Annotated in this window: 22 protein-coding genes; 15 read left to right on the top strand and 7 right to left on the bottom strand. The window is 41.1% G+C overall.

Annotated features, from left to right (window positions below):
• Positions 1-7: 7 nt before the first annotated feature.
• From ACLNCV_RS03490 to ACLNCV_RS03465, 6 genes are all read left to right on the top strand, one after another.
• Complete coding sequence (locus ACLNCV_RS03490; RefSeq protein WP_000621680.1) at positions 8-832, top strand: ABC transporter ATP-binding protein; 825 nt, start codon at positions 8-10, stop codon at positions 830-832.
• A complete protein-coding gene (locus ACLNCV_RS03485; protein WP_424844867.1) occupies positions 825-1523 on the top strand; it encodes an ABC transporter permease in 699 nt (232 codons plus the stop codon). The genes ACLNCV_RS03490 and ACLNCV_RS03485 overlap by 8 nt, the downstream gene beginning before the upstream one ends.
• Before the next feature lie 9 nt (positions 1524-1532).
• Positions 1533-2174, top strand: coding sequence for a lysostaphin resistance A-like protein (locus ACLNCV_RS03480; RefSeq protein WP_424844866.1), 642 nt, complete (start codon positions 1533-1535; stop codon positions 2172-2174).
• Positions 2175-2191: 17 nt separating this feature from the next.
• Complete coding sequence (locus ACLNCV_RS03475) at positions 2192-2422, top strand: hypothetical protein (RefSeq protein WP_000832185.1); 231 nt, start codon at positions 2192-2194, stop codon at positions 2420-2422.
• A gap of 154 nt (positions 2423-2576) precedes the next feature.
• Positions 2577-4340, top strand: a complete 1764-nt coding sequence (aspS, locus tag ACLNCV_RS03470; RefSeq protein WP_424844865.1) for an aspartate--tRNA ligase — start codon at positions 2577-2579, stop codon at positions 4338-4340.
• Positions 4318-5259, top strand: a complete 942-nt coding sequence (locus ACLNCV_RS03465) for a YitT family protein (protein WP_024057518.1) — start codon at positions 4318-4320, stop codon at positions 5257-5259. Before aspS ends, ACLNCV_RS03465 begins: the two co-directional genes overlap by 23 nt.
• Positions 5260-5288: 29 nt before the next feature.
• Here ACLNCV_RS03465 and ACLNCV_RS03460 read toward each other — a convergent pair whose 3' ends face one another.
• The 5 genes from ACLNCV_RS03460 to ACLNCV_RS03440 form a co-directional block, all read right to left on the bottom strand.
• Positions 5289-6275, bottom strand: coding sequence for a LacI family DNA-binding transcriptional regulator (locus tag ACLNCV_RS03460; RefSeq protein ID WP_001145419.1), 987 nt, complete (start codon positions 6273-6275; stop codon positions 5289-5291).
• Positions 6276-6284: 9 nt separating this feature from the next.
• A complete protein-coding gene (locus ACLNCV_RS03455) occupies positions 6285-7085 on the bottom strand; it encodes a DUF1189 domain-containing protein (RefSeq protein WP_020903392.1) in 801 nt (266 codons plus the stop codon).
• A gap of 260 nt (positions 7086-7345) precedes the next feature.
• Positions 7346-8188 carry a sugar ABC transporter permease gene (locus ACLNCV_RS03450; RefSeq protein ID WP_033675775.1) on the bottom strand — a complete coding sequence of 281 codons (843 nt, stop codon included), beginning with the start codon at positions 8186-8188 and terminating at the stop codon, positions 7346-7348.
• A 1-nt stretch (position 8189) separates the two neighbouring features.
• Positions 8190-9482: a sugar ABC transporter permease gene (locus ACLNCV_RS03445; RefSeq protein ID WP_000414956.1), complete on the bottom strand. Its 1293-nt coding sequence runs from the start codon at positions 9480-9482 to the stop codon at positions 8190-8192.
• A gap of 110 nt (positions 9483-9592) precedes the next feature.
• Positions 9593-10864 (bottom strand): extracellular solute-binding protein, encoded by a 1272-nt coding sequence (locus ACLNCV_RS03440; protein WP_023947615.1) that lies wholly within the window; start codon positions 10862-10864, stop codon positions 9593-9595.
• Positions 10865-11342: 478 nt separating this feature from the next.
• Between ACLNCV_RS03440 and malQ the strand changes: the two genes are divergently transcribed.
• The 3 genes from malQ (at position 11343) to ACLNCV_RS03425 (ending at position 15701) form a co-directional block, all read left to right on the top strand.
• Positions 11343-12860 carry a 4-alpha-glucanotransferase gene (gene malQ, locus ACLNCV_RS03435; RefSeq protein ID WP_045610937.1) on the top strand — a complete coding sequence of 506 codons (1518 nt, stop codon included), beginning with the start codon at positions 11343-11345 and terminating at the stop codon, positions 12858-12860.
• Positions 12861-12885: 25 nt separating this feature from the next.
• Positions 12886-15144 (top strand): glycogen/starch/alpha-glucan family phosphorylase, encoded by a 2259-nt coding sequence (gene glgP, locus ACLNCV_RS03430; RefSeq protein ID WP_084926038.1) that lies wholly within the window; start codon positions 12886-12888, stop codon positions 15142-15144.
• A gap of 350 nt (positions 15145-15494) precedes the next feature.
• On the top strand, positions 15495-15701 hold the full coding sequence (locus tag ACLNCV_RS03425; RefSeq protein WP_000265676.1) for a hypothetical protein: 207 nt from the start codon (positions 15495-15497) through the stop codon (positions 15699-15701).
• A 105-nt stretch (positions 15702-15806) separates the two neighbouring features.
• On the opposite strand, the gene ACLNCV_RS03420 is transcribed toward ACLNCV_RS03425, so the two are convergent.
• A complete protein-coding gene (locus ACLNCV_RS03420) occupies positions 15807-16655 on the bottom strand; it encodes a methyltransferase domain-containing protein (RefSeq protein WP_045610942.1) in 849 nt (282 codons plus the stop codon).
• A 151-nt stretch (positions 16656-16806) separates the two neighbouring features.
• On the opposite strand from ACLNCV_RS03420, the gene ACLNCV_RS03415 reads away from it, so the two are divergent.
• Both ACLNCV_RS03415 and ACLNCV_RS03410 read left to right on the top strand, forming a co-directional pair.
• The gene (locus ACLNCV_RS03415; protein ID WP_000910910.1) at positions 16807-17085 is read left to right on the top strand and encodes a DUF6110 family protein; all 279 of its coding nucleotides are present in this window, start codon (positions 16807-16809) and stop codon (positions 17083-17085) included.
• Between the two features lies 1 nt (position 17086).
• Positions 17087-19147 carry a heavy metal translocating P-type ATPase gene (locus ACLNCV_RS03410; RefSeq protein WP_084887282.1) on the top strand — a complete coding sequence of 687 codons (2061 nt, stop codon included), beginning with the start codon at positions 17087-17089 and terminating at the stop codon, positions 19145-19147.
• A 76-nt stretch (positions 19148-19223) separates the two neighbouring features.
• On the opposite strand, the gene tyrS is transcribed toward ACLNCV_RS03410, so the two are convergent.
• Positions 19224-20480, bottom strand: coding sequence for a tyrosine--tRNA ligase (gene tyrS, locus ACLNCV_RS03405; RefSeq protein ID WP_153209217.1), 1257 nt, complete (start codon positions 20478-20480; stop codon positions 19224-19226).
• Between the two features lie 141 nt (positions 20481-20621).
• Here tyrS and pbp1b point away from each other — a divergent pair, with 141 nt between their 5' ends.
• From pbp1b to ACLNCV_RS03385, 4 genes are all read left to right on the top strand, one after another.
• Positions 20622-23105, top strand: coding sequence for a penicillin-binding protein PBP1B (gene pbp1b, locus ACLNCV_RS03400; protein WP_424844864.1), 2484 nt, complete (start codon positions 20622-20624; stop codon positions 23103-23105).
• An 82-nt stretch (positions 23106-23187) separates the two neighbouring features.
• The gene (locus ACLNCV_RS03395) at positions 23188-24099 is read left to right on the top strand and encodes a DMT family transporter (protein ID WP_261050173.1); all 912 of its coding nucleotides are present in this window, start codon (positions 23188-23190) and stop codon (positions 24097-24099) included.
• Positions 24100-24327: 228 nt separating this feature from the next.
• Positions 24328-25026, top strand: a complete 699-nt coding sequence (dapD, locus tag ACLNCV_RS03390) for a 2,3,4,5-tetrahydropyridine-2,6-dicarboxylate N-acetyltransferase (protein WP_000127460.1) — start codon at positions 24328-24330, stop codon at positions 25024-25026.
• A 67-nt stretch (positions 25027-25093) separates the two neighbouring features.
• On the top strand, positions 25094-26224 hold the full coding sequence (locus tag ACLNCV_RS03385; RefSeq protein ID WP_261050175.1) for an N-acetyldiaminopimelate deacetylase: 1131 nt from the start codon (positions 25094-25096) through the stop codon (positions 26222-26224).
• Positions 26225-26231 lie beyond the last annotated feature (7 nt).

Below are 26231 nucleotides of genomic sequence, written 5' to 3'. Positions count from 1 at the left end.
AGTTTCTATGATTCGTGTTGAAAATGTAAGCAAAAGTTTTGGGAGCAAAAAAGCTCTTCATCAGATTTCTTTTGAGATTAAGGAAGGTGAAATCTTTGGTTTTCTGGGCCCTTCTGGTTCAGGTAAAACAACCATGATCAATGTCTTGACAGGTCAGTTGGCTACAGATCAAGGTAAAACAGTTTTGTTAGGCAAGAATTCTCAAGATTTAACCTCAAATGATTTGGAACAAATTGGTATTGTGAGTGATGGCAGTGGTTTTTATGAAAAGATGAGTCTTTATAAAAATCTTCTCATCTACGCTAAGTTATATGGTCTCAAGTCAGATAGAGTAAATCAGGTGCTCCAACAGGTTGGATTGGCAGATGCTAAAGACATCATCGCAGAAAAACTATCTACAGGAATGAAACAACGAATGTTCTTGGCTCGTGCCCTTCTGAATGCTCCTAAGATTCTCTTTCTAGATGAGCCAACCAGTGGTTTAGACCCTACAACATCTAAGATGATTCATACCCTACTACAAGAATTAAAGCAGGCGGGGACAACTATCTTTCTGACAACGCATGATATGCATGAAGCAACTCTGCTTTGTGATCGCTTATCTCTTTTGAATAAGGGAAACTTAATAGAGTATGGAAGTCCGCAAGATATCATCCAGAAGTACCATGTGGATAAGAAAGTACGTGTGGTTTATAATGATGGACGAGAACAGATAGTTCCTTTTGAAGAATTACCACATTTAGATACGACAGATTTGATGGTGGTTCACTCTTGTGAGCCAACTTTAGAAGAAATCTTTATCAGATTGACAGGAGAAAAGTTAGATGTTTAGAAAATTAAATGCCCTACTATGGTTAAGATTACAAGTTCTTATCAGCAATTCAACTTTGTTGGCGACTCTATTGATGCCTTTTGGAATAGCTGTTCTATATAATGAATTCTTCAATAAGAATGGAGAATTGAGTATGTTTCTCCTCTCTTCGAGTTTGACGATGGTCTTGAGTATGGGAAGTGGTTATATGGTATCGATTATGATGGCAGAAGATAAGGAAAAACGCAATCTTAAATCACTCATCCTAAGTGGTGTGACAGCAACAGAATATACTTTCAGTATGCTTGTTCTCCCTATTTTGATAATGTTATTTGCTATGATTGTACTGCCCATCTATCTTAAAGTAGATCTATCAAGTTACTTATTGGCCTATGTTATCTATTTGGTCTTAGCAGCTATTAGTGTTATTTTTCTCAACCTTCTAATCGGTGCAGTGTCAGATACTCAGTCTAAAGCGCAAGTTTATAGTATCTTTCCTGTGTTTATCGTCTCTTTTTTACCCATGATTGCTCTTCAAAATGATACGGTTCAGAAAGTGTTGGATTACTCTTTTATTGGTCCAATTGTAAATCTTTTAAATAAAAAAGGTGGGGAAATATCTTTTTCTAATATTGGTATGTTACTTGCCTGGGTACTTGTGTTAGGAATAGCAAACCTCTTTGTATTGAAAAACAGCTATAAAGCAAGATAGGAGAACTTTATGAAACTACTTAAAAACCTTGGCTGGTTTCTTCTAGCTGTTCTATCCTTTTTATTCATCTATGGCTTCATTCAGGGGCTCGCGACTACTTCGCTTGCCTTAGGCGCTTCACCCTATGCTGTTACCCTACTCTATGTGGCCTTGGCTGGAGTTTATGTGTACGGTATTTACAAATGGTACCAGAAAGGTCCTGTTCATATTGAGAAGAGCGGATTTAACCGATTTATTTGGCTCCCTGCCTTGGTTTGGTTTTTATCTCTTGTCGTTCAATTCTTCTTGCCAAACGACCCTTCAGTAAATCAACAAATAGCGATAGACTTGACCTTGTCTCAACCACTTTTCTCATTCTTTGCGGTCGTTATTTTTGCTCCTTTGACGGAAGAACTTATCTTTAGAGGAATGTTGGCACGCTATCTCTTTCCTAAGCAGGACAATAGTAAACAAACTCTGATTTTTCTTCTGGTATCCAGTGTTCTGTTTGCCTTGATTCATTTCCCAGGTGATGTGCAACAATTTTTGGTTTATGCTAGTCTAGGATTGAGTTTGGGGCTGGCTTATGTAAGTCGAAAAGGTCTTCTTTACAGCATTTCTCTTCACGCTTTGAATAATTTAGTGAGCTTTTTGATGATTCTCATGCTATAATAGAGTCAGGAGGTCACATGAAACGAGTAATTTTATTAGCAGTGATTCAAGCAGTCGTTCTATTTTTCATCATTGGAGCGCTAGCTTATGCCTTTAAGGGCGATTTCTTCTATAACTATCTAGCAGTCGTCTTTGCCCCTATTGCAGGTGTCTTGCGCTTTGGGACAGCTTACACAACGGAAATTGTCTTGCCTCGAAAGGCAGCCGAAATTGCTGAAAAGCGTAAAGCAGGCAACAATTCAAAATAAAAGAGTCCGATGAACTTCATCGGATTTTTGTATGGGCGTCAATTTTTAGAGTCTTCACTTGATTTTTAAAGACTGGCAAACTTTTCTGATGATTTTCATGAAGAGCCTGCGCTTTTATGGTAAAATAGTAACAGAATAAAAGAGGAGAGAAACAATGAAACGTAGTATGTATGCTGGTCGTGTTCGTGAGGAACACATCGGACAAGAAATAACCTTGAAAGGATGGGTTGGCCGTCGTCGTGACCTTGGTGGTTTGATCTTTATCGATCTTCGTGACCGTGAAGGAATTATGCAGTTGGTTATCAACCCTGAAAAAGTATCTGCAGAGGTCATGGCAACAGCTGAAAGCCTTCGTAGCGAATTTGTTATCGAGGTGACTGGACAGGTCGCTGCGCGTGAGCAAGCCAATGATAAGTTGCCAACTGGTGCAGTTGAGTTAAACGTGACAGCTCTGACAGTGCTTAATACAGCTAAAACAACCCCATTTGAGATTAAGGATGGCATTGAGGCTAATGACGATACACGTTTACGTTACCGTTACCTTGACCTTCGTCGTCCAGAGATGCTGGAAAACCTCAAACTTCGTGCTAAAGTGACCCACTCTATTCGCAATTACTTGGATGAGTTGGAGTTTATCGACGTGGAGACACCATTCCTTTCTAAGTCAACTCCTGAAGGGGCGCGTGACTATTTGGTGCCATCTCGTGTAAATAGAGGGCATTTCTACGCCCTTCCTCAAAGTCCACAAATCACGAAACAGCTCTTGATGAATGCTGGTTTTGACCGTTACTATCAAATCGTTAAATGTTTCCGTGACGAGGACTTGCGTGGTGACCGCCAGCCTGAGTTCACTCAGGTCGACTTGGAAACATCTTTCCTTACTGAGCAAGAAATCCAAGATATCACAGAAGGATTGATTGCGCGTGTCATGAAGGAAACAAAAGGCATCGAAGTGACGCTTCCATTCCCTCGTATGAAATACGATGATGCTATGGCTCTTTACGGTTCTGACAAGCCAGATACCCGTTTTGACATGTTGCTTCAGGACCTGACAGTAGTAGTCAAAGGTGTAGACTTTAAAGTCTTTTCAGAAGCACCTGCTGTAAAAGCAATTGTGGTCAAAGGAGCTGCGGACAACTATTCACGTAAAGACATCGACAAGATGACCGAAGTAGCCAAACAGTATGGTGCCAAAGGTCTTGCTTGGGTCAAGGTGGTTGATGGAGAATTAAACGGACCAGTTGCCAAGTTCTTGACTAGCATCCAAGCAGAATTGACAACAGCGCTTGCTCTTGAAGATAAGGACTTGGTTCTCTTTGTGGCGGATACGCTTGAAGTGGCTAATGCAACGCTTGGTGCCCTTCGTGGACGTATTGCCAAAGAGCTTGGTTTGATTGATAATGATAAATTCAACTTCCTTTGGGTTGTTGACTGGCCAATGTTTGAATGGTCTGAAGAAGAAGGTCGTTACATGAGCGCCCACCATCCATTTACTCTACCACAGGAAGAGACTGCTCACGAATTAGAAGGCGATTTGGCGAAGGTTCGTGCCATTGCTTACGATATTGTCTTGAACGGTTATGAACTTGGTGGTGGTAGCCTTCGTATCAACCAAAAAGACCTTCAAGAACGTATGTTCAAGGCTCTTGGTTTCTCAGCCGAAGAAGCAAATGACCAGTTTGGTTTCCTTCTTGAAGCCATGGACTATGGTTTCCCACCACACGGTGGCTTGGCTATCGGGCTTGACCGATTTGTCATGCTCTTAGCAGGAGAAGAAAATATTCGTGAAGTTATTGCCTTCCCTAAGAACAATAAGGCAAGTGACCCAATGACACAAGCTCCTTCAACAGTAGCTCTCAAACAACTAGAGGAACTCAGCTTACAAGTAGAAGAAGATGAAACAAGCAAAACGAATTAAGCGGTGGCGCTATTATCTGCGCCGCTTTGCTCATCAGATAAAAATTTTACGTGTCTTACAAAGCATCTCTCGCGAAAAATATGATGAGAAGATTTCGGCCTCTCTGGTCTATGGATTTTTATCAGCAGTAGCGGTCAATTTCTTTTTCCAACCAGGTCATGTGTATTCGAGTGGTGCGACAGGTCTGGCACAGATTATCTCTGCCTTGAGTAATCACTGGTTTGGTTTTCATATCCCGATTTCGTTGACCTTCTATGCCATTAATTTCCCTTTGATGGTCTTGGCTTGGTATCAAATTGGGCATAAGTTCACCGTCTTTACCTTTATAACGGTATCCATGAGTTCCTTCTTTATCCAGTTTGTCCCTGTGGCGACCTTGACGGAGGATCCCATTATCAATGCCCTTTTTGGGGGTGTTGTCATGGGCTTGGGGATTGGTTTTGCTCTTCGAAACAATATCTCCAGTGGTGGGACGGATATCGTCAGCCTGACTATTCGCAAGAAAACGGGTAAGAATGTTGGTAGTATTTCTTTCTTGGTAAATGGGACCATCATGCTGATAGCAGGCTTGACCTTTGGTTGGGAATACGCTCTCTACTCTATGATTACCATCTTTGTCTCTAGCCGTGTCACAGACGCTGTCTTTACCAAGCAAAAACGGATGCAGGCCATGATTGTGACCAATCATCCAGAGAAGGTAATTGAAAAAATCCATAAAAAATTGCACCGCGGAGCAACCATGATCCACGATGCAGAAGGAACCTATAATCACGAAAGAAAGGCAGTTTTAATCACTGTCATTACACGTGCAGAGTTTAATGAATTTAAACAGATTATGAAACAGGTGGATCCAAGCGCCTTTGTCTCTGTCTCGGAGAATGTTCATATTTTGGGACGGTTCGTTGAAACAGATAATTAGTGATCAAAAAAACCAGCTCGAGCTGGTTTTTATTTTTCGATAATTTTGTGGGCAATCAACTGGCGATAACAAATTTGTTTATTGCTTTTAGCATCATTGATGATCTGGAGAATAGTTTCAAAGGAAACACGACCAAGCTCCAAACTATTGATATCGACATAGGCTGCCAAGTTGAGCTTGGGATTGACTGAGTCGAAGCTGAGGACAGGGACATCCAGTTGGTGTTTTGCGATGTAATCACAGACCCCTGCAGCAAGGAGACTATCAATGGTAATAATAGCGTCAATATTTGGATCGTGTTTGAAGAGAAGTCTACTAAAGCGATAACCATTATCTTCAAGAAATTCAGTAGCAAAGTAAGTCAGATTAGTATCGAGAGGAAGTTGGTATTGTTTTAGAGCTAGCTCGTAACCTGTCAGACGGTCTTGTGTTACGAAGAGTCGCTTAGTACCTCCGATAAAGGCAATTCGCTTGCATCCTTTTTTGATGAAATACTCTGTCGCATCAAAACCAGCTTGGACATTGTCATTATCGACAAGTGGAATGAAGGGAGATAGAGATTTACCTAAGATAAGGAAAGGAAATTGCTCGTCTGCTACTAACTTAACCAAAGGGTCCTCTTCTTGGGCATAGAGGAAAATCAAACCATCTACACGCTTACCATAGACCATCTGAGAAATAGCTTTAAGACGCTCTTTGGCATCTTTACCTGTCGCGATCTGAATGGCGTAGTGGTTTTCAGAGGCGACTTGGGCGATACCACGGAGGACAGATGGGAAGAAAGGATTTTGATAGAAGGCGTCTGAGTCGTCAGGAAGCACCAAGCCGATAACTTGGGTATAACTGCTTACCAAACTACGAGCGTTGAGGTTGGGGTGGTAATTGAGCTCCTTCATAGCCTTACGAACACGTTTTTTTGTTTCGTCGCTAATGGTTGATTTGTTTTGAATAACACGGGTTACGGTTGAAGGTGAAACACCAGCAGCCTTGGCCACGTCTTTAATCGTAACGGGCATAAAAATCTCCTATTTATGGTAATCTGGATCACGGAAATGCGTTTTATAAAAGATAGTGACCAGATACAGAACAAAAAGAATGTTTTGTACAGTGATGAGGTTTGACATATTTTGGCCAAAGAGTCCCAAAATAAGTGTAATCAGAGTTGGTAATCCTAAACAGTTCAAGATAAAATGGTAGCACTCTTTAAAGGTCCTAAATGAAAAGAGGCGTGATTTCTTAGTGATATAAAGGAGAAGACTCGCTCCTAGAGAGACGATAAAGAAATTCAAACCAAAGAGGAAGCTCGCACCGAGAACTAGAAAGAGACTGATATAGACACGATTCTGCTGGTACCAGTCTTTAGAAATGGCTTGGGTCAAGCTGTCTTTACTTTTGAAACTCTCAGTCTCAATCGCTCGGTAAGAGACACGGGTCAGTTCTTTACTTTCTTTGCTGATGACGAGCTCATTCGTATCGAAATGCAGTTGCAAGTCCTTAGGTAATTCCTTGCTTTGACTTGGACCGATCACAATAGAAGGCTCTTGACTAGCTGTTCCAGTATAAGTTAATTTGCCATCAACAATTGTAGCGTGTTCAGAGAGATCCTGTACAACCTTATCTGTCAATGGTTCATAGACATTATCGATAAAGGTTTCTAGCGGATAAGTCTCCTGCGAGCTGTTTTGGATGGCAATAGGTACCATAGATAAGCTGATAAGGAAGATACTGGTAAAGAGAAGTTGGAACCAGTTGAGTCCGAAACGTTTGGACAGGGGCTTACGAAATCCCCAAATACTTGAAAAATAGGAAAATGGATATGGAAGCATAGGTATCTTTCTAAAAGGTGTTTTCTATATGAGTATTATTATATAGAGAAATGTGCTTTATTTCAAGTCTAGGGGATAAATTGCTTGTTGTAAGGATATTACTTACAGTAACAATCGCTAATACTCAATGAAAATCAAAGAGCAAACTAGGAAGCTAGCCGCAGGTTGCTCAAAGCACAGCTTTGAGGTTGCAGATAAAGCTGACGTGGTTTGAAGAGATTTTCGAAGAGTATAAAATGAAAAAGGGTGGCGGGGATATATTATCCCTTGTCGCCACCACTTGTAAGTCCTGAAACAAAGTTCTTTTGTAGGAAGAAGAAGAGAATACAGATTGGAAGGGCAATGAGGATAGCACCTGCTGAGAAGTAGGCAATCTTCAAGTTTTTCACATTGCTAACGAAGGTTTGGAGACCTACGGCAACAGTAAAGTATTCTTTCTCACGAAGCAAGAAACTAGAGAGGATATAGTCTCCAAAAGGTCCCATGAAGGCCCAGAGAGCTTGTACGGCAACCATTGGGCGAACAAGTGGAAGAACAATTTGCCAGAAGCGGCGGAAGTGTCCTGCACCGTCTAGTTTTGCAGATTCGTCTAGAGACATTGGCACTGTATCGAAGTAGCCTTTCATGAGCCAAGCATTCATCGGGATACCACCACCAACGTAGAGGAAGATGAGGAACCAGCTGTGGTTAAGGGCGTTCAACATAAGTGCCATAACGAAGAAGGCTGTCAAAGCGGCCATGGTTGGCACCATTTGGATAATCAAGAAGAAAACCAAACTTTGTTTACGAGCCAAGAAGTTGTAACGGCTGTAGGCATAACCAGCAAGTACGATGATACTTGTTTGAACCGCCATAGTAATCAAGGCGATGATCAAGGTATTGAGATACCAAGTACCGTATAGAGTTTCAGTAAAGAGTCCTTTAAAGTTATCAAAATTGAAGTCGATGTTAGTATCTAGTTTAAAGGCTGCGACGTTACCTGCTTTAAAGGCTGACATGATGGTAATCAACAGTGGATAGATGATTACAATTGATAGGCCAATCAAGTAGAGGTAAGTAAGGGTTTGAGTCAGTCTACGTTTGAGTTTAATTGAGTTATTCATCTTAGACGTCCTCCATATCAAATGCGTGTAGTTTCTTGAATGCGATCATAGAGATTGAGATGACAATGATAGAGATAATCAAGGTAACAGCTGCCGCCATTGAGTATTGAGGAGATGTACCTGTTGTCAAACGGTAGATCCATGAGATCAAGATATCGGTTGAACCAGCTCCACCTCCGACACTACCAGGTCCTCCACCATTGAAGAGGTACATGATAGAGAAGTTGTTAAAGTTGAAGGTGTATTGACTGATCAAAGTAGGTGCCGCAACAGCCAAGATCATTGGGAAAGTGATGTTGCGGAATTTTTGCCAAGCATTGGCACCGTCAATATAGGCTGCTTCGTAAAGATCGTTAGGAATAGATTGTAAGATACCCAAGGTCAATACGTAGATGTATGGGAATCCAAGCCAACCCTGCATCATAATCAAGGCAATCTTAGTCCAAGTTGGGTCTGTTTTCCAAGGAATAAGAGCACCATCAAGGAAAGGAAGGAATTTAGCTAAGATTGGCAATACTTGAGTGTTGATGGCTCCGACACTATCGTTAAACATATTTGAGAATGTCAAGATAGTGATGAAGGCTGGAACAGCCCAAGGAAGAAGGAAAATAACACCAAAGATACGTTTTCCTTTGATAAATGGTTGGTTAGCAATGATAGCTGTGAAGATACCGATGACGATCTGTAAAGTTGAGGCAGCCAAAGCCCAGATGATAGTCCAAGAAAGAACGGCACCAAAGGCAGAACGGAAGGTACTCAAACTCCAGATGTTCGTAAAGTTGGTCAAACCAACCCAGTCCAACAATTTGTTTGGTGGCAAGTGCTGGAAGTCATAGTTGGTAAAGGCGATCATCAAGGTTACGATAACCGGGAAGATAATCGCAAAAGTCATGGCAACATAAGATGGAATGATTAAGAGGTAAGGGAAGCCATTTTCATAGATTCCTTTGACCATTTCTTTAAAGGTAAGTGCTACTGGTATGCCATTGTTAATGTGTTTGGCAGTTGTATGTGCGTCTTTGATATTTGCGAAATAAAAGAGTACATAAACAACTACAAAGATTAAATGGAAGGCACCACGAATCAGCATAAAGAGGGAATTATCACGACCTGGTTTGTCACCAAGAGTGATGAGATTGCTCAATTCAGGGGCTGCAAGTGCTAGGAAGTAAAGGACGAATACGATGGTTACACCAAGGAAGATAAAACCTTTGGCTTTTTGTTTATTGTAAATCTGTCCTAACCCAGGAATGATAGACAGCAGAGCTGCTTTACTAGGTTGTTGCTTTTCCATAATAACTCCTTTCATAGGATACTGGTTTCTAATTAAAACCTAAACTATATATGTTTTTGATTGATAAATTCAAAGGGGGATTTGATTTCCACCCCCCTTGAACAAATTTTTTATTCACCAAATTTTTGTTTGATTGTTTCTTTGATCAATGTTACAGCGTCGTTAGCAGCTGTTTTCGCATCTTTCTTACCACTTACAGCATCAAAGAGCATAGTTTTCGCTGGATCCCAAACTGCAGACATTTGAGAAATGTTTGGCATTGGTTGAGCGTTCTTGAACTGTTTGATAACAGCTGTTGTCAACTCATCATTTTTACCTTCAGCATATGTACGAGCTTCAGTGTTAGCTGGGATTTCGTTAGTTGTATCGTAGAAGGCTTTTTGTTCTTCAGTTGAAACAAGGAAGTCTACAAATTTTTGAGCGCCTTCAAGGTTCTTAGTGCTTGATGGGATGATCCAAGCTTTACCACCACCGAATGCAGCATATTCTTTTCCATTTGGAAGAGTTGGGATAGTTGCAACACCGTAGTTTACTTTAGCATCTTTAAAGGCTTGAGCTTTCCAAGGTCCGTCGATGATAGCAGCTGTTTTACCTTCTTGGAATTGAGTTTGGATTAAGTTGCCAGCACCTTCAGTATCTTGCATACCTTTAGGCCATTTTTCATACCAAGATTTAGCGTAGTTGATACCTGCGATAGAACCGTCGTTTGCAAGACCGATATCTTTAGCGTCTTTACCGTTTTGTCCGAATACGTAAGCACCGTTACCAGCAAGAAGTCCATATGCATAGTAGAAGTTTGTCCAGTCAGCTAGGAAAGCAGAAGTTTTTCCATCTTCTCCAGCGAAGGCATATTTGCTATCTTTAGCAAGGTTTTCTAAGTCAGCAAAAGTTTTTGGAGCTTCTTTTACCAAGTCTTTGTTGTAGTACATAACAAGTGACTCGATAACAGCAGGAGCACCGTAAACTTTACCATCAGCAGCTGTTACAAGAGATTTAGTTTTATCATCTGTTTTAGCGCCGTCGCTCAATTTAACTTCTGAAAGTTGTCCGTCAGTACCAAGGCTACCTACACGGTCGTATGGAGCCATCATAACGTCAGCAGCTTGACCTGATTGGTTGTCAAGAGAAAGTTTGTCAAGCCCACCCATTTGGTCTCCTGTTTTGATGGTAACTTTTACGCCAGCTTCTTTTTCGTAAGCTTTTGCAGCTGATTCAGCAAAGGCTTTATATTGGTCTTCAACGTAGAAAGTGAGTTCTTTGGCTTCAGATGAACCAGAATCAGCAGGCTTATCAGCAGTTTTGCTTCCGCAAGCTACCAAAAGCAAGCTAGCAAGTGTAGCAGTTCCAAGCACAGCAGCGCTCTTCATGAATTTAGATGACATAGTGTATTCCTCCTAAAGAATAACAAATTTTATAATGAGGAAACGCAAACGTTTTCCTTTATGGGACTAGTATAACACAATCAGAAAGCGGTTGCAAGTGTTTTTTGTAAAAATTTTTAAAAAAATTGTAAAAAAAGTAAACGCTTCATCATCATATAATAGTAGAAAATCCCAAAAATTGGTTTTGTTTTAAATTTAAAAAAAGTTGAGAAAACGATTGCCTAATTTACAAATGGAAAGCAGAGAGGATTCTCACTTTATTTTTGCTTAATAAGGTAAGTGAAACCCTTATTCCTATTTTGTTTGTTTCCTGAAAGGATATATATACAAGTAAGAAGAAAAAATTTAAAAAAAATAATCAAAAAAGTTATTTAAAACCGCTTGCATTTATCAAGAAAATAAGCTATACTAGTAATAGCGCAAACGTTTGCGTTCATAAAAATGTAATATCTAACTATAAACACATGAGGTGCTTATTATGAAAAAACGTCAAAGTGGTGTGTTGATGCACATTTCTTCTCTTCCAGGAGCATACGGAATCGGATCATTTGGTAAAAGTGCTTACGACTTCGTTGATTTCTTGGTTCGCACAAAACAACGTTACTGGCAAATCCTTCCACTAGGAACAACTAGTTACGGAGACTCTCCTTACCAATCTTTCTCAGCCTTCGCAGGGAACACTCATTTTATCGATTTAGATATCTTGGTGGAACAAGGCTTGTTGCAAGCAAGTGACCTTGAAGGGGTTGACTTTGGTAGTGATGCGTCTGAAGTTGATTATGCGAAAATCTACTATGCACGTCGTCCTCTTTTAGAAAAAGCGGTAAAACGTTTCTTGGAAGTAGGAGATGTTAAGGATTTTGAGAAATTCGCTCAAGACAACCAATCATGGCTTGAACTCTTTGCAGAGTATATGGCTATCAAAGAGCATTTTGACAATCTTGCTTGGACTGAATGGCCAGATGCAGATGCTCGTGCTCGTAAAGCTTCAGCACTTGAAAGCTACCGTGAGCAATTGGCAGACAAGTTGGTTTACCACCGTGTGACTCAATACTTCTTCTTCCAACAATGGTTGAAATTGAAAGCTTACGCTAACGACAACTACATCGAAATCGTTGGGGACATGCCAATCTACGTAGCGGAAGATTCAAGCGATATGTGGGCAAATCCACATCTCTTTAAGACAGATGTTAACGGTAAGGCGACTTGCATCGCAGGATGCCCACCAGATGAATTTTCTGCAACTGGTCAGCTTTGGGGTAACCCAATCTATGACTGGGAAGCAATGGACAAAGATGGTTACAAATGGTGGATTGAACGCTTACGTGAAAGCTTCAAAATCTACGACATCGTTCGTATTGACCACTTCCGTGGTTTCGAATCTTACTGGGAAATCCCTGCTGGTTCCGATACAGCAGCACCTGGTGAGTGGGTGAAAGGTCCTGGCTACAAGCTTTTTGCAGCCGTTAAGGAAGAGCTTGGTGAGCTAAACATCATCGCAGAAGATCTTGGTTTTATGACAGACGAAGTTATCGAATTGCGTGAACGTACTGGCTTCCCAGGAATGAAGATTCTTCAATTTGCCTTCAACCCAGAAGACGAAAGTATCGATAGCCCACACTTGGCACCTGCTAACTCAGTTATGTACACAGGAACACACGATAACAATACGGTCCTTGGTTGGTACCGTAACGAGATCGATGATGCGACTCGTGAATACATGGCGCGCTACACTAACCGTAAAGAATACGAAACAGTGCCACATGCTATGCTTCGTACAGTCTTTTCATCAGTTAGCTTCATGGCAATTGCAACTATGCAAGATTTGCTAGAATTGGATGAGGCAGCTCGTATGAACTTCCCATCTACCCTTGGTGGAAACTGGTCTTGGCGTATGACTGAAGATCAATTGACACCAGCTGTCGAGGAAGGCTTGCTTGACTTGACAACAATCTATCGCCGAATCAATGAAAATTTGGTAGAATTAAAGAAATAATACAATATCAGGAGACACCTTAAACATGTTATCACTACAAGAATTTGTACAAAATCGTTACAATAAAACCATTGCAGAATGTAGCAATGAAGAGCTTTACCTGGCTCTTCTTAACTACAGCAAGCTTGCAAGCAGTCAAAAACCAGTTAACACTGGTAAGAAAAAAGTTTACTACATCTCAGCTGAGTTCTTGATTGGTAAGCTCTTGTCAAACAATTTGATCAACCTTGGTCTTTACGACGATGTCAAAAAAGAACTTGCAGCTGCAGGTAAAGACTTGATCGAAGTTGAAGAAGTTGAACTGGAACCATCTCTTGGTAATGGTGGTTTGGGACGTTTGGCTGCCTGCTTTATCGACTCAATTGCTACTCTTGGTTTGAACGGTGACGGTGTTGGTCTTAACTACCACTACGGTCTTTTCCAACAAGTTCTTAAAAACAACCAACAAGAAACAATTCCAAACGCATGGTTGACAGAGCAAAACTGGTTGGTTCGCTCAAGCCGTAGCTACCAAGTGCCATTTGCTCACTTCACATTGACATCAACTCTTTACGATATCGATGTACCTGGTTACAAGACAGAAACTAAGAACCGCTTGCGTTTGTTTGACTTGGATTCAGTTGATTCTTCAATCATTAAAGACGGTATCAACTTTGACAAGACAGATATCGCTCGCAACTTGACTCTCTTCCTTTACCCAGATGATAGTGACCGTCAAGGTGAATTGCTCCGTATCTTCCAACAATACTTCATGGTTTCAAACGGTGCGCAATTGATCATCGACGAAGCAATCGAAAAAGGAAGCAACTTGCATGACCTTGCTGACTACGCAGTTGTCCAAATCAACGATACTCACCCATCAATGGTTATTCCTGAGTTGATCCGTCTTTTGACTGCTCGTGGTATCGAGCTTGACGAAGCAATCTCAATCGTTCGTAACATGACTGCCTACACTAACCACACAATCCTTGCTGAAGCCCTTGAAAAATGGCCTCTTGAATTCTTGCAAGAAGTGGTTCCTCACTTGGTACCAATCATCGAAGAATTGGACCGTCGCGTGAAAGCAGAATACAAAGATCCAGCTGTTCAAATTATTGACGAGAGTGGACGTGTTCACATGGCTCACATGGATATCCACTACGGATACAGCGTTAACGGAGTAGCAGCACTTCACACTGAAATCTTGAAGAACTCTGAGTTGAAAGCTTTCTACGACCTTTACCCAGAAAAATTCAACAACAAAACAAACGGTATCACTTTCCGTCGTTGGCTCATGCATGCTAACCCAAGCTTGTCTCACTACTTGGATGAGATTCTTGGAGAAGGTTGGCACCATGAAGCTGATGAGCTTGAGAAACTCTTGTCTTATGAAGACAAAGCAGCTGTCAAAGAAAAATTGGAAAGCATCAAGGCTCACAACAAACGTAAATTAGCTCGTCACTTGAAAGAACACCAAGGTGTGGAAATCAATCCAAACTCTATCTTTGACATCCAAATCAAACGTCTTCACGAGTACAAACGCCAACAAATGAACGCTTTGTACGTGATCCACAAATACCTTGACATCAAAGCTGGTAACATCCCTGCTCGCCCAATCACAATCTTCTTTGGTGGTAAAGCAGCTCCAGCCTACACAATCGCTCAAGACATCATCCACTTGATCCTTTGCATGTCAGAAGTTATTGCTAACGATCCAGCAGTAGCTCCACACTTGCAAGTAGTTATGGTTGAAAACTACAACGTTACTGCAGCAAGCTTCCTTATCCCAGCATGTGATATCTCAGAACAAATCTCACTTGCTTCTAAAGAAGCTTCAGGTACTGGTAACATGAAATTCATGTTGAACGGAGCTTTGACTCTTGGTACTATGGACGGAGCTAACGTGGAAATCGCTGAGTTAGTTGGTGACGAAAACATCTATATCTTTGGTGAAGATTCAGAAACTGTTATCGACCTTTACGAAAAAGCAGCTTACAAATCAAGCGAATTCTACGCCCGTAAAGCTATCAAACCATTGGTTGACTTCATCGTTAGCGATGCAGTTCTTGCAGCTGGAAACAAAGAGCGCTTGGAACGTCTTTACAAGGAATTGATCAACAAAGACTGGTTCATGACTCTTCTTGACTTGGAAGACTACATCAAAGTCAAAGAGCAAATGTTGGCTGACTACGAAGACCGTGACGCATGGTTGGATAAAGTTATCGTTAACATTTCTAAAGCAGGATTCTTCTCATCTGACCGTACAATCGCTCAGTATAACGAAGATATCTGGCACTTGAATTAATACTCTTCGAAAATCTCTTCAAACCACGTCAGCGTTGCCTTGCCGTACTCAAGTACAGCCTGCGGCTAGCTTCCTAGTTTGCTCTTTGATTTTCATTGAGTATAAGATACAAGATTTAGACTAATACACTTTCCTATAAAGCGAATTTCGATTGAAATTCGCTTTTTTGAATGCTATGGATTTGAGCCAATCTTGTCTTAAAAAGAGAGAAATCATAGACACATTGAACGTTTAAAAAGTTGGTTTTACTGTCTTTCAACCTCATGCTTCTTCGTAGTTGATTACCTCATATCTCTTGTATTCACTTACACAAAGTATTATAATATGATTGTAGGAAAGAAGGTGTTCTTATGTGGAAAAAATATTTTTCAAAATATAAATGGACTGATTTATTTTGGATTTTATTTGTTATTTTAACATGCCTCTTGGCGGGTAATAGTAATCTTTACCCCCTTACCCATCAAGAAATCTCTTATCATGGGTGCTTATCGGGAATTACACTTGCCTTATTTCACTTGCTATTTATTGATAAGTTTTTTATTTCGAATCGAAAATAAATGGAGAAGCTAAAAGCTTTAAATGTTTTAGACTTTTGGGATAGATAGTTTAAAAATTGAAATTTAAAACCGCAGATCTTCTTGAAATGCGGTTTTTTGTGTCAATTATAGTTCTCTCCCAACCAAAATCTCTGCTTCAATGGTAATCTCTGTCAGTTGGCTCCAGTCAATCTTGCTCTGGTCGATGTGAAAGAGGAGAGGAGTCATACTGAGTAGGGCTTGGAGCTGCTTTGCTGTGATAGACTGGGTTAGTGAGGCAGTTTGACTAGATAGGATGGTAAAGTGATCTTGGAAATGATTTTTGATATCTTGGTTGGAATAGTCCTTGTTTGTCAGCTGGTCTTGTACCTTCTGACGGATTTCCTTGAGGTGATTTTTAGTTGGAATAACCTTTATCAAGATACCGTCTTTGGATAAAACGCGACGAAATTCTCCATAGTTGGCAGGTGAGAAGATATCAAGCAGGATATCCATACTGGCGTCTTTTATAGGAAGTCGTGCCAAGTCACCAACGAACCAATTGACTGCCCAGTTGGGTTCGCTCTTGGCAGCGATTTGGACGGAATCTTTGGAAATGTCGAAGGCATAGAAGGTTTTGTCAGGATGGCTTTCTTGGAGTTTACGAGAATAGAAACCTTCACCACAACCGATATCTAAAATTGTTTTGGCATTTTTTGAGTTTGAAAGTAAATCAGATACAGCCTCTAGAATAGCTTGATAAAATCCAGCTTCTAGGATTTGCTGGCGATTTTGGAAGTTTTCCTTGTCGTAGTTGGCAGATTGCTTGATTTGAGGTGCCAGATTGACATAGCCGAATTTTGACAGATCAAAAGAATGGTGATTGCTACACTTGAGACTGCTAGCTACTAGAGGTAGCTTTTCTTGACAGATGGGACAGGCAAAGGCAGTAGCAGAAGCAAAACGTTGAAGTTTGGGTTTGAGATTTGTATTCATAGTTTAAGTGTATCAAAAGAGGCAAATGAAAGCAACTTTAGGAATAAGTAGATGGGAGATTCAGTAGAAATAAAACTAATTCTCCAATTTATAGAATAAAATTGCTTTTATATCGAAATTTCTATATAATAATGATAAGGAGGAAATAAGTATGTTAAAAGAAGTATTAACCGTTGCAAAAGTTGCGAAAAAATCATCACTCTTTTTGGGTGGTGTCGCATTTGGTACCCTTGGCTTGAAAATCTTAGCAAGTAAGGAAGCTAAAAAAGGTTATTCTAAAGCTTTGGCTAAGGCTTACAAGTTGAAAGACGGGCTAGATGCATCTGTTTCTGTTGTGAAACAACATGGAGACGATGTCTTGCAAGATGCCAAATATTTGTACGAGCAAGAGAAAAAAGAAGAGCAATTAGATAGCCTTATAGGAGAATAATATGTCTTTTAAAGTGCTACATAGAGGATACCAACATATCCGACTATCATCTTCTTTTTCACTCACCTTGGATATTCAAGACTATCTTCGTTCCTTGGCGAGAGATGAAAAGGGGATTGAGTCTATCCAGTTTTACATGGATCAACAGCACTTTACTCTACGTATAAAAGAAGGCTTTTCTGTATTAGATAATGCAGAAGCCTTTTTAAAAAGAATTGATAAAGGGAAAGTTTCTGAGTTGATGACTCTTCCCATTCGTAGAGAAGAGAGTGCTTATTCTATTGTTTCAGGTGCAGCGATTAAGCGTATACTTTTTCGTAGTTTTGTGCCGTATCCTATTCGCTATATATGGACTTGTTATCAGGCTTTTGGCTATATTAGAGAAGCCTATCAAACACTAGCGCGTAAGGAACTAACGATGGAGGTCTTGGACTGTTCGGCGATTTTATTGTCCTTGTTTATGAACCAATCCAAGACAGCTAGCAATATCATGTTTATGCTTGATTTGGGGAATCATTTAGATCAGTGGTCCTTGAAAAAAACTGCAACAGATTTAGAACAAAGCCTTCTTGCAAAAGAGAGCGATGTATTCTTAGTACAGGGCGATACGGTTGTTAGTATCAAGAGTTCCGATGTTCAAATAGGAGATGTCTTGGTCCTATCTCAAGGAAATGAAATTCTGTTTGATGGACAAGTAGTTTCAGGTTTAGGTATGGTCAACGAAAGTTCCTTGACGGGAGAGAGTTTTCCAGTTGAAAAAAGAGAGTCTGATTTGGTTTGTGCAAATACAGTATTAGAAACTGGAGAGTTGCGCATTCGTGTAACCGATAATCAGATGAACAGCCGGATTTTACAGCTGATTGAGTTGATGAAGAAATCTGAAGAAAACAAGAAAACGAAACAACGCTATTTCATCAAGATGGCGGACAAGGTCGTCAAATATAATTTCTTGGGGGCTGGGCTGACTTACCTATTGACAGGTTCTTTTTCGAAGGCTATTTCTTTCCTATTGGTCGATTTCTCCTGCGCTTTGAAAATCTCTACTCCTGTAGCTTATTTGACAGCTATCAAGGAGGGGTTGAATCGTGAAATGGTGATTAAGGATGGGGATGTTCTGGAGAAATATCTGGAAGTTGATACTTTCTTGTTTGATAAGACGGGAACAATCACAACTAGTTATCCTATAGTTGAAAAGGTGTTACCTTTTGGGGACTATAGTGAGGAAGATATTCTCAGAATCAGTGCCTGTCTTGAGGAACACATTTATCATCCTATTGCTAATGCTATCGTCAAGCAAGCTGAGATAGAGGGAATTGAACATGAGGAAATGCATGGGAAACTCCAATATATCGCAAGCAAGGGGATTAAATCTCATATAGATGGGCAACCAGTTCTTATTGGGAATTATGTCTTGATGCAGGATGAACAGATTCATATCAGTTCAGAACAAAATGCTTTAATTGAAGAGTACAAGAGTCACTACAATCTCTTATTCTTGGCTTATCAGAATGAATTGATTGGAATGTTCTGCATTCATACTCCTTTGAGAAAAGAAGCAAAAGCAGCCTTGGAGAAACTTAAGGCACAAGGAAAAAAATTGATTCTGGCAACAGGGGACACCTTGGTTAGAACAGAGGAATTAGTCAAAGATTTGCCCTTTGATCAGGTCTATACAGACTTGAAACCTGATGGAAAATTTGAGTTAGTAGAGGAACTGCAGAAAGCAGGTCACACTATTTTGATGGTTGGAGATGGCTTGAATGACTCAGCGGCTCTAACCCTATCAGATATCGGTGTGGTGATGAATGAGAGTGCAGATATTTCTAAGCAGATGAGTGATATCTTATTGTTAGATAATCGCTTGGATTTCTTCCAAGAGTTGGATTCGCTATCATCATCTTTGCAAACACTCATCAAGAAGAATATTCAAGATACCGTTGTCGTAAATAGTAGTTTGATTGGCTTTGGCTTGTTTAATTGGCTCAGTCCTTCAAATCTCTCTATCTTACATAATCTAACAACCTTACGTATTGTACTGCGTAGCCTGTCTATTAAGGGATAGGTGGGGACTATTAACAGCAAAAAGGAGTTACCTTTCTCGAGGTTAACTCCTTTTTTATAGGTAAATGTTGAACAGTTTAGTAAGTCAATACAAAGTATTTTTTCTTACCGCGACGGATAACAGTCAGTTCGTTCTCAAGCTTATCTGCGTCACTTAAGACATAGTCAAGGTCTTGGATGCGGTCACCGTTTACGTAGATAGCTCCGTTTTGGACATCTTCACGGGCTTGGCGTTTTGAGTTAACTACACCAGATGAGACGAGTAGTTCCACAATATTGTGGTTTTCGTCTGCTTGTACTTGGTAGTTTGGTACACCACTAAGTCCTTGTTTGAGCTCTTTAACAGAAAGATTCTTGATGTTTCCTGCAAAGAGTTGCTCAGTGATGTTGAGGGCTTCTTTGTAGGCTTCTTCGCCGTGAACGAGTGTAACGACTTCACGAGCCAAGACTTTTTGAGCCAAGCGTTCGTGTGGAGCTGCTTCAAATTGTTTACGGATGTCTTCAATCTCATCAAGTGACAAGAAAGTAAAGATCTTCAAGAAGCGAACAGCGTCAGCGTCCATAACGTTCATCCAAAATTGGTACATTTCGTATGGAGAAGTCTTTTCAGGATTGAGCCAGACTGCGTTTCCTTCTGATTTACCAAATTTCTTACCAGTTGCATCTGTGATCAGTGGAACAGTGATAACGTGGCCTGTCTTGTCAGCCTTACGACGAAGCAATTCAGTACCAGCTGTCATATTTCCCCACTGGTCAGAACCACCGATTTGAAGCGTTACGTTGTGGTCTTGGTTAAGAACGAAGAAATCGTAACCTTGCATGATTTGGTAGGCAAACTCAGTGTATGAAATTCCTGTTTCAATCCGTTTTTTCACAGACTCCTTGCTCATCATGTAGTTGACAGTAAAGTATTTTCCGATATCACGGAGGAAATCAATGAAGCTGATGCTGCCAAACCAGTCGTAGTTGTTGACCATGACAGCTTTATTTTCACCATTTTCAAAGTCAAGAAAACGAGAAAGTTGTCCTTGGATAGACTTGACCCAGCCATCTACTGTGTCTTTTGTTTGGAGACTACGTTCAGCATCTTTGAAGGACGGATCTCCGATGAGACCTGTAGCACCGCCAACGAGCGCATAAGGTTTGTGACCTGCTAGTTGCAAGCGACGACTTGTCAAGATTGCGACAAGATGGCCTAGGTGAAGGCTGTCAGCAGTTGGATCGTAGCCAGTATAATAAGAAACTTGACCTTCTTCTAGGGCTTTACGTAAAGCTTCTTCATCAGTCGTTTGAAAAATCAAACCACGCTCTTTTAGCTCATCAAAAATGTGCATGTGTCTTTTCTCCTTTTTAAAATTATTGTTTCTACCTATTGTATCACAAACTTGGGCAATAGCCTAGCAGAATAGGGAAGAAAGTGGCTATTTTATTGAAAGTTTACCTTTTATGGTATAATAGATAAAGTGAGGAAATCCATGCAAAATCAATTAAATGAATTAAAACGAAAAATGCTGGAATTTTTCCAGCTAGTAAAATCAAAAATAAATCATAGAAAATCAGAGAAAGTCTCAGAAGAGAAGAAGTCGGATGGGACAGGTGGGAAAGTTCTGGCTATCCTAGGTAGCATTTTAGTTGCTATTAAGGGAATTTTGAATACTCTCTTTATTCTAGGCTTTATCGGTGGACTTTTTGGTGCTGGTGTAGCTCTTGGTTATGGAGTTGCTTTGTTTGACAAGGCCAAGGTTCCCCAAGCGGAGGACTTGGTCAAGCAGGTTAAAAATATTTCTTCCATCTCAGAAATTGTTTACGCAGATGGGAGTGTCATTGCATCTATTGAGAGTGACCTACTGAGAACTTCTGTCTCATCTGAGGAAATATCGGACAATCTCAAAAAGGCTATCGTTGCAACTGAGGATGAACATTTTCTTGAACATAAAGGGGTTGTACCAAAAGCTGTGATTCGGGCGACTTTGGGAACCTTTGCAGGCTTGGGCTCATCTAGCGGTGGCTCGACCTTGACCCAACAGTTAATCAAGCAACAAGTGGTCGGAGATGCTCCGACTTTGGCTCGTAAGGCTACAGAAATTGTCGATGCCCTTGCCTTGGAACGCAGCATGAGCAAGGATGAAATTTTGACGACTTATCTCAATGTTGCTCCCTTTGGTCGAAATCATAAAGGGCAGAATATTGCAGGTGCCCAGCAAGCTGCTGAAGGGATTTTCGGTATCGATGCCAACAAGTTAAGTATTCCTCAAGCCGCTTTCTTAGCAGGTTTGCCACAGAGTCCGATTACTTATTCCCCTTATGAAAATACTGGAGAGTTAAAGAGTGATGAAGACTTAAAACTTGGTTTGAAGCGGGCCAAGGATGTTCTCTACAACATGTACCGTACGGGTGCTCTGACTCAGGAAGAATACGACCAGTACAAGGATTATAATCTCAAACAAGATTTTTTGCCATCAGGAACTATCAATGCTGTTTCGAGGGATTACCTTTACTTTACGGCTATGGCTGAAGCGACAGACCGTATGTATGATTATTTAGTTCAACAGGACAATGTCTCTAGTCAGGAGTTGAAAAAGGAAGCAGTTCAAAAGGCCTATCATGAGCGAGCTGAGCAGGAACTAAGTAACGGTGGCTATAAAATCACGACAACAATCAATAAAAAAATCCATACTGCCATGCAAAATGCAGTTGCTAACTACGGTCGTTTGGTAGATGATTCGACTGGCCAGCCTGAAGTAGGGAATGTTTTGATGGACAATAAAACGGGGGCTGTTCTAGGCTTTGTTGGTGGTCGTAATTACCAGACTAACCAAAACAATCACGCCTTTGACACTAAGCGCTCGCCAGCCTCTACAACCAAGCCTTTGTTGGCCTACGGTATTGCCATTGACCAAGGTTTGATGGGAAGCGCTAGTATCTTGTCCAATTATCCGACAAAATTCTCTAATGGCAATCCTATCATGTATGTAAATAGTCCAGGTACAGGCATGATGACCCTGGGTGAAGCCTTGAACTATTCGTGGAATATCCCAGCCTATTGGACCTATCGCATGCTTCGTGAGAAGGGCGTGGATGTCAAGGGGTACATGGAGAAAATGGGTTACGAGATTCCAGAGTACGGTATCGAAAGTTTGCCTATGGGTGGTGGGATTGAAGTCACAGTTGCCCAGCATACCAATGGTTATCAAACAATTGCTAATAACGGTGTCTACCATCAGAAACATGTGATTTCTAAGATTGAATCACCTGACGGTAGAGTAATCTATGAATTCCAAGACAAACCAGTTCAAGTGTATTCGAAGGCAACAGCAACGATTATGCAGAGTTTGCTTCGTGAGGTGATTTCATCTCGGATCACTTCAAGTTTCCAAACGGATTTGGCTTCTATCAATTCAAACTTAGCTCGTGCAGACTGGATTGGTAAGACTGGGACAACCAATGAAGATGAAAATATGTGGCTCATGCTTTCGACACCAAGATTGACTCTAGGTGGTTGGCTAGGGCATGATGACAACCGCCCAATGGCTAAGGGGGCTGGGCATTATCGAAACGCCAAATATATGGCTTACTTAGTCAATGCTATTCAACAGGCTGAACCTGGTGTTTGGGGCAATGAACACTTTAATCTTGATTCTAGTGTGACCCAATCTCAGGTCCTCAGATCTACAGGGCAGAAGCCGGGCAAAGTATCCGTTAATGGAAAAACAGTTGATCTTTCAGGTTCTACTGTAACGAGCTATTGGGCTAATAAGGCGGGAGCTCCTACAACAAGCTATCACTTTGCTATTGGAGGAAGTGAAGCAGATTACCAAAATGCTTGGTCAAGTATCGTTAGCACATTGCCAACACCTTCTAGCTCAAGTACTAGTTCGAATAACAGTTCAAGTAGTAGCTCTAGCGATAGCAGTAACTCAAATGCTACACGACCTTCTTCTTCAAGGACGAGACGATAAGTTTTATAAACTGTGCTAAATGAAGTGGCTAATCAATGGATTGCCACTTTTTTCTTTTTTCCTTTCGTGTTACAATAAAGATATGAATCAGTATCAGAAAAAGATTGTTAAAGGAACCATTTATTCTCTTCTATCCGGCTTAATCTGGGGAATCTGTGGAATTTTAGGAGAATATTTCTTTACTCATTATCAAGTGTCCTCTGGCTGGATTACCTCTATGCGTTTGACACTGGCAGGGAGTCTTGTGCTCATTTGGTCTGCAGTGCAATTAAAATCGCAAGTGCTAGATATTTGGCGAGATAAGAAAAATTACCTACCCTTTTTGGCCTATGCTATTTTGGGGATTTTTTCAGTTCAGTATTTTTTCTATCTCTGTGTAGAATACTCAAATGCAGCGACAGCAACAATTTTACAGTTTATTAGCCCTGTCTTTATCCTCTTTTACAATCGTTTGGTTTATCAAAAACGAGCGTCAAAAAGCGCTATTTTCTATGTTTTGGTTGCCATGCTGGGTGTTTGCTTGATGGCGACAAAGGGAGATCTCTCTCAGTTATCCATGACACCGCTAGCTCTTATAACAGGTCTGCTGAGTGCCATGGGTGTCATGTTTAATGTTATCTTGCCCCAACCTTTTGCTAAGCGTTATGGGTTTGTACCCACGGTTGGGTGGGGGATGATTTTGGCAGGTTTATTTAGCAATGTCCTCTCGCCGGTTTACCAGCTTTCCTTTACTCTGGATATTTGGAGTATCTTGATTTGCCTCATTATCGCTTTTTTCGGGACGGCTTTTGCCTTTTTCATTTCTATGAAGGCAGTTTCCTTGGTTTCTCCTTTGGTGGTTTCCGTTATCAGTGCCAGTGAACCTCTCTCTTCTGCTCTCTTGAGTGTTTTGTTTTTAGGATTGGTAGTAGATTGGTCCCTTCTTCTAGCTATGGCCCTGATTATTTTACCCATGATTTTCCTATCGATAGAAGAAGCTAAAGAAAGTGAATAAAAAGTCTTTTCTTAATTCTAAAAGTGTGCTATACTAGAATAGTCAATAAAACACGGGGAGATAGTTGTGAAGAGTGTTTTTAGGTTGTATCGGTAGGGGCTTGCTTTTACCGACAGCACGTTTTATCTCACATCCCTAAAAATCATACCTAAAAACAAACAAAAAGGCTTCAAATTTGAGGCCTTTTTTGGTAGAATAGGTATCATTAAAATGAACTAGGAGGCGCCTATGACTGCTACAAAAATGAACGCACAAGAAATTATTCAATTTATCGCCAATGCTGAAAAGAAAACCAGTGTGAAAGTAACATTTGAGGGACAACTCGCAACTGCTGTACCTAGCTCTGTTGTCAAACTAGGGAATGTCCTATTTGGAGACTGGAAAGATGTGGCTCCGCTTCTCGATGGTTTGGTAGAAAATCAAGACTATGTTGTTGAGCAAGATGCTCGTAATTCTGCAGTTCCCTTGCTAGATAAACGTGCTATCAATGCTCGTATCGAGCCAGGTGCTATTATCCGTGATCAGGTTGAAATTGGTGACAATGCTGTTATCATGATGGGAGCGGTTATCAATATCGGTGCTGAAATTGGTGCAGGAACCATGATTGACATGGGTGCTATCCTTGGTGGCCGTGCTATCGTGGGGAAAAACAGCCACGTTGGTGCAGGTGCCGTTCTTGCAGGTGTGATTGAGCCAGCTAGCGCAGAACCAGTCCGTGTTGGAGATAATGTTCTCATCGGTGCCAACGCAGTGGTTATCGAAGGAGTCCAAATCGGTAGTGGTTCAGTTGTCGCAGCAGGAGCTATTGTTACCCAAGATGTCCCAGAAAACGTGGTGGTAGCAGGTGTTCCAGCTCGTATCATCAAAGAGATTGATGCCCAAACCCAACAAAAAACAGCGCTAGAGGATGCGCTTCGTACCTTATAATTGTAAAAGTAATAAAGAGGCGGAACCCTTCTTCCAGCCTCTTTCTGCTATATCGGAGGATAGATAGATGTTAGATTTGATTCAGACTAGACGAGATTTGCACCAGATTCCAGAGATTGGCTTGGAGGAGTTCAAGACTCAGGCTTATCTGTTGGATGTGATTGAGAAATTGACTGCGGGCAAGGAGTTTGTTCAAGTTCGTACTTGGCGGACAGGTATTTTGGTTTATTTGCAGGGAAGTCAGCCAGAGCATACCATTGGTTGGAGAACAGATATTGATGGCCTGCCTATCGTCGAACAAACAGGTCTTTCTTTCGCTTCCCAGCACCAAGGTCGTATGCACGCTTGTGGACATGATTTTCATATGACTATTGCCTTGGGCTGTTTAGAGCGCGCCCTTGAAGAGCAACCAAAGAACAATCTGCTCTTTTTGTTTCAGCCTGCTGAAGAAAATGAAGCTGGTGGTATGCTCATGTATGAGGATGGTGCTTTTGGAGATTGGTTGCCAGATCAATTTTATGGCCTTCATGTTAGGCCAGATTTGAAGGTTGGACAGATTGCGACCAATACACACACTCTCTTTGCAGGGACTTGCGAGGTGAAGATCCGTTTCAAAGGCAAAGGTGGCCACGCAGCCTTTCCACATGAAGCTAATGATGCCTTGGTGGCGGCTAGCTACTTTGTGACCCAGGTGCAGTCAGTTGTCAGCCGCAATGTCAACCCAATCGAGGGAGCAGTGGTGACCTTTGGAGTTTTCCAAGCCGGAACCACCAACAATGTCATTACAGACACAGCCTTTTTGCATGGAACTATTCGGGCCTTGACTCAAGATATGAGTCTCTTGGTTCAAAAGAGGGTCAAAACAGTTGCAGAAGGAGTTGCAGTTGCCTTTGATATGGAAGTCGAAGTGGAACTCAAGCAAGGTGGTTATCTGCCTGTTGAGAATAATCCAGCCTTGGCGCGTGAACTGATGGACTTCTTTGAAGAGAAAGACGGAATCGAGTTGATTGATATCGATCCTGCTATGACAGGTGAGGACTTTGGTTATCTCCTTTCAAAGGTTAATGGCGTTATGTTTTGGCTAGGTATCGATAGTCCCTACGCCCTTCATCACCCTCAGATGAGTCCCAAGGAAGAGGCATTAGCTATTGGGGTGGATGCGGTCTCTAGTTTCCTGAAAAAGAAGGCAGCAGAGTAGAGGGGTT

Source organism: Streptococcus sp. CL5.50 (assembly GCF_049738015.1).
GTDB lineage: Bacteria > Bacillota > Bacilli > Lactobacillales > Streptococcaceae > Streptococcus > Streptococcus mitis_CA.
This window is presented reverse-complemented; position numbering and strand designations above follow the sequence as displayed.

Coding starts and splice junctions, on each gene's coding strand:
- ACLNCV_RS03490 (WP_000621680.1), top strand. CDS start 8: ATGATTCGTGTTGAAAATGTAAGCAAAAGTTTTGGGAGCAAAAAAGCT.
- ACLNCV_RS03485 (WP_424844867.1), top strand. CDS start 825: ATGTTTAGAAAATTAAATGCCCTACTATGGTTAAGATTACAAGTTCTT.
- ACLNCV_RS03480 (WP_424844866.1), top strand. CDS start 1,533: ATGAAACTACTTAAAAACCTTGGCTGGTTTCTTCTAGCTGTTCTATCC.
- ACLNCV_RS03475 (WP_000832185.1), top strand. CDS start 2,192: ATGAAACGAGTAATTTTATTAGCAGTGATTCAAGCAGTCGTTCTATTT.
- aspS (WP_424844865.1), top strand. CDS start 2,577: ATGAAACGTAGTATGTATGCTGGTCGTGTTCGTGAGGAACACATCGGA.
- ACLNCV_RS03465 (WP_024057518.1), top strand. CDS start 4,318: ATGAAACAAGCAAAACGAATTAAGCGGTGGCGCTATTATCTGCGCCGC.
- ACLNCV_RS03460 (WP_001145419.1), bottom strand. CDS start 6,275: ATGCCCGTTACGATTAAAGACGTGGCCAAGGCTGCTGGTGTTTCACCT.
- ACLNCV_RS03455 (WP_020903392.1), bottom strand. CDS start 7,085: ATGCTTCCATATCCATTTTCCTATTTTTCAAGTATTTGGGGATTTCGT.
- ACLNCV_RS03450 (WP_033675775.1), bottom strand. CDS start 8,188: ATGAATAACTCAATTAAACTCAAACGTAGACTGACTCAAACCCTTACT.
- ACLNCV_RS03445 (WP_000414956.1), bottom strand. CDS start 9,482: ATGGAAAAGCAACAACCTAGTAAAGCAGCTCTGCTGTCTATCATTCCT.
- ACLNCV_RS03440 (WP_023947615.1), bottom strand. CDS start 10,864: ATGTCATCTAAATTCATGAAGAGCGCTGCTGTGCTTGGAACTGCTACA.
- malQ (WP_045610937.1), top strand. CDS start 11,343: ATGAAAAAACGTCAAAGTGGTGTGTTGATGCACATTTCTTCTCTTCCA.
- glgP (WP_084926038.1), top strand. CDS start 12,886: ATGTTATCACTACAAGAATTTGTACAAAATCGTTACAATAAAACCATT.
- ACLNCV_RS03425 (WP_000265676.1), top strand. CDS start 15,495: ATGTGGAAAAAATATTTTTCAAAATATAAATGGACTGATTTATTTTGG.
- ACLNCV_RS03420 (WP_045610942.1), bottom strand. CDS start 16,655: ATGAATACAAATCTCAAACCCAAACTTCAACGTTTTGCTTCTGCTACT.
- ACLNCV_RS03415 (WP_000910910.1), top strand. CDS start 16,807: ATGTTAAAAGAAGTATTAACCGTTGCAAAAGTTGCGAAAAAATCATCA.
- ACLNCV_RS03410 (WP_084887282.1), top strand. CDS start 17,087: ATGTCTTTTAAAGTGCTACATAGAGGATACCAACATATCCGACTATCA.
- tyrS (WP_153209217.1), bottom strand. CDS start 20,480: ATGCACATTTTTGATGAGCTAAAAGAGCGTGGTTTGATTTTTCAAACG.
- pbp1b (WP_424844864.1), top strand. CDS start 20,622: ATGCAAAATCAATTAAATGAATTAAAACGAAAAATGCTGGAATTTTTC.
- ACLNCV_RS03395 (WP_261050173.1), top strand. CDS start 23,188: ATGAATCAGTATCAGAAAAAGATTGTTAAAGGAACCATTTATTCTCTT.
- dapD (WP_000127460.1), top strand. CDS start 24,328: ATGACTGCTACAAAAATGAACGCACAAGAAATTATTCAATTTATCGCC.
- ACLNCV_RS03385 (WP_261050175.1), top strand. CDS start 25,094: ATGTTAGATTTGATTCAGACTAGACGAGATTTGCACCAGATTCCAGAG.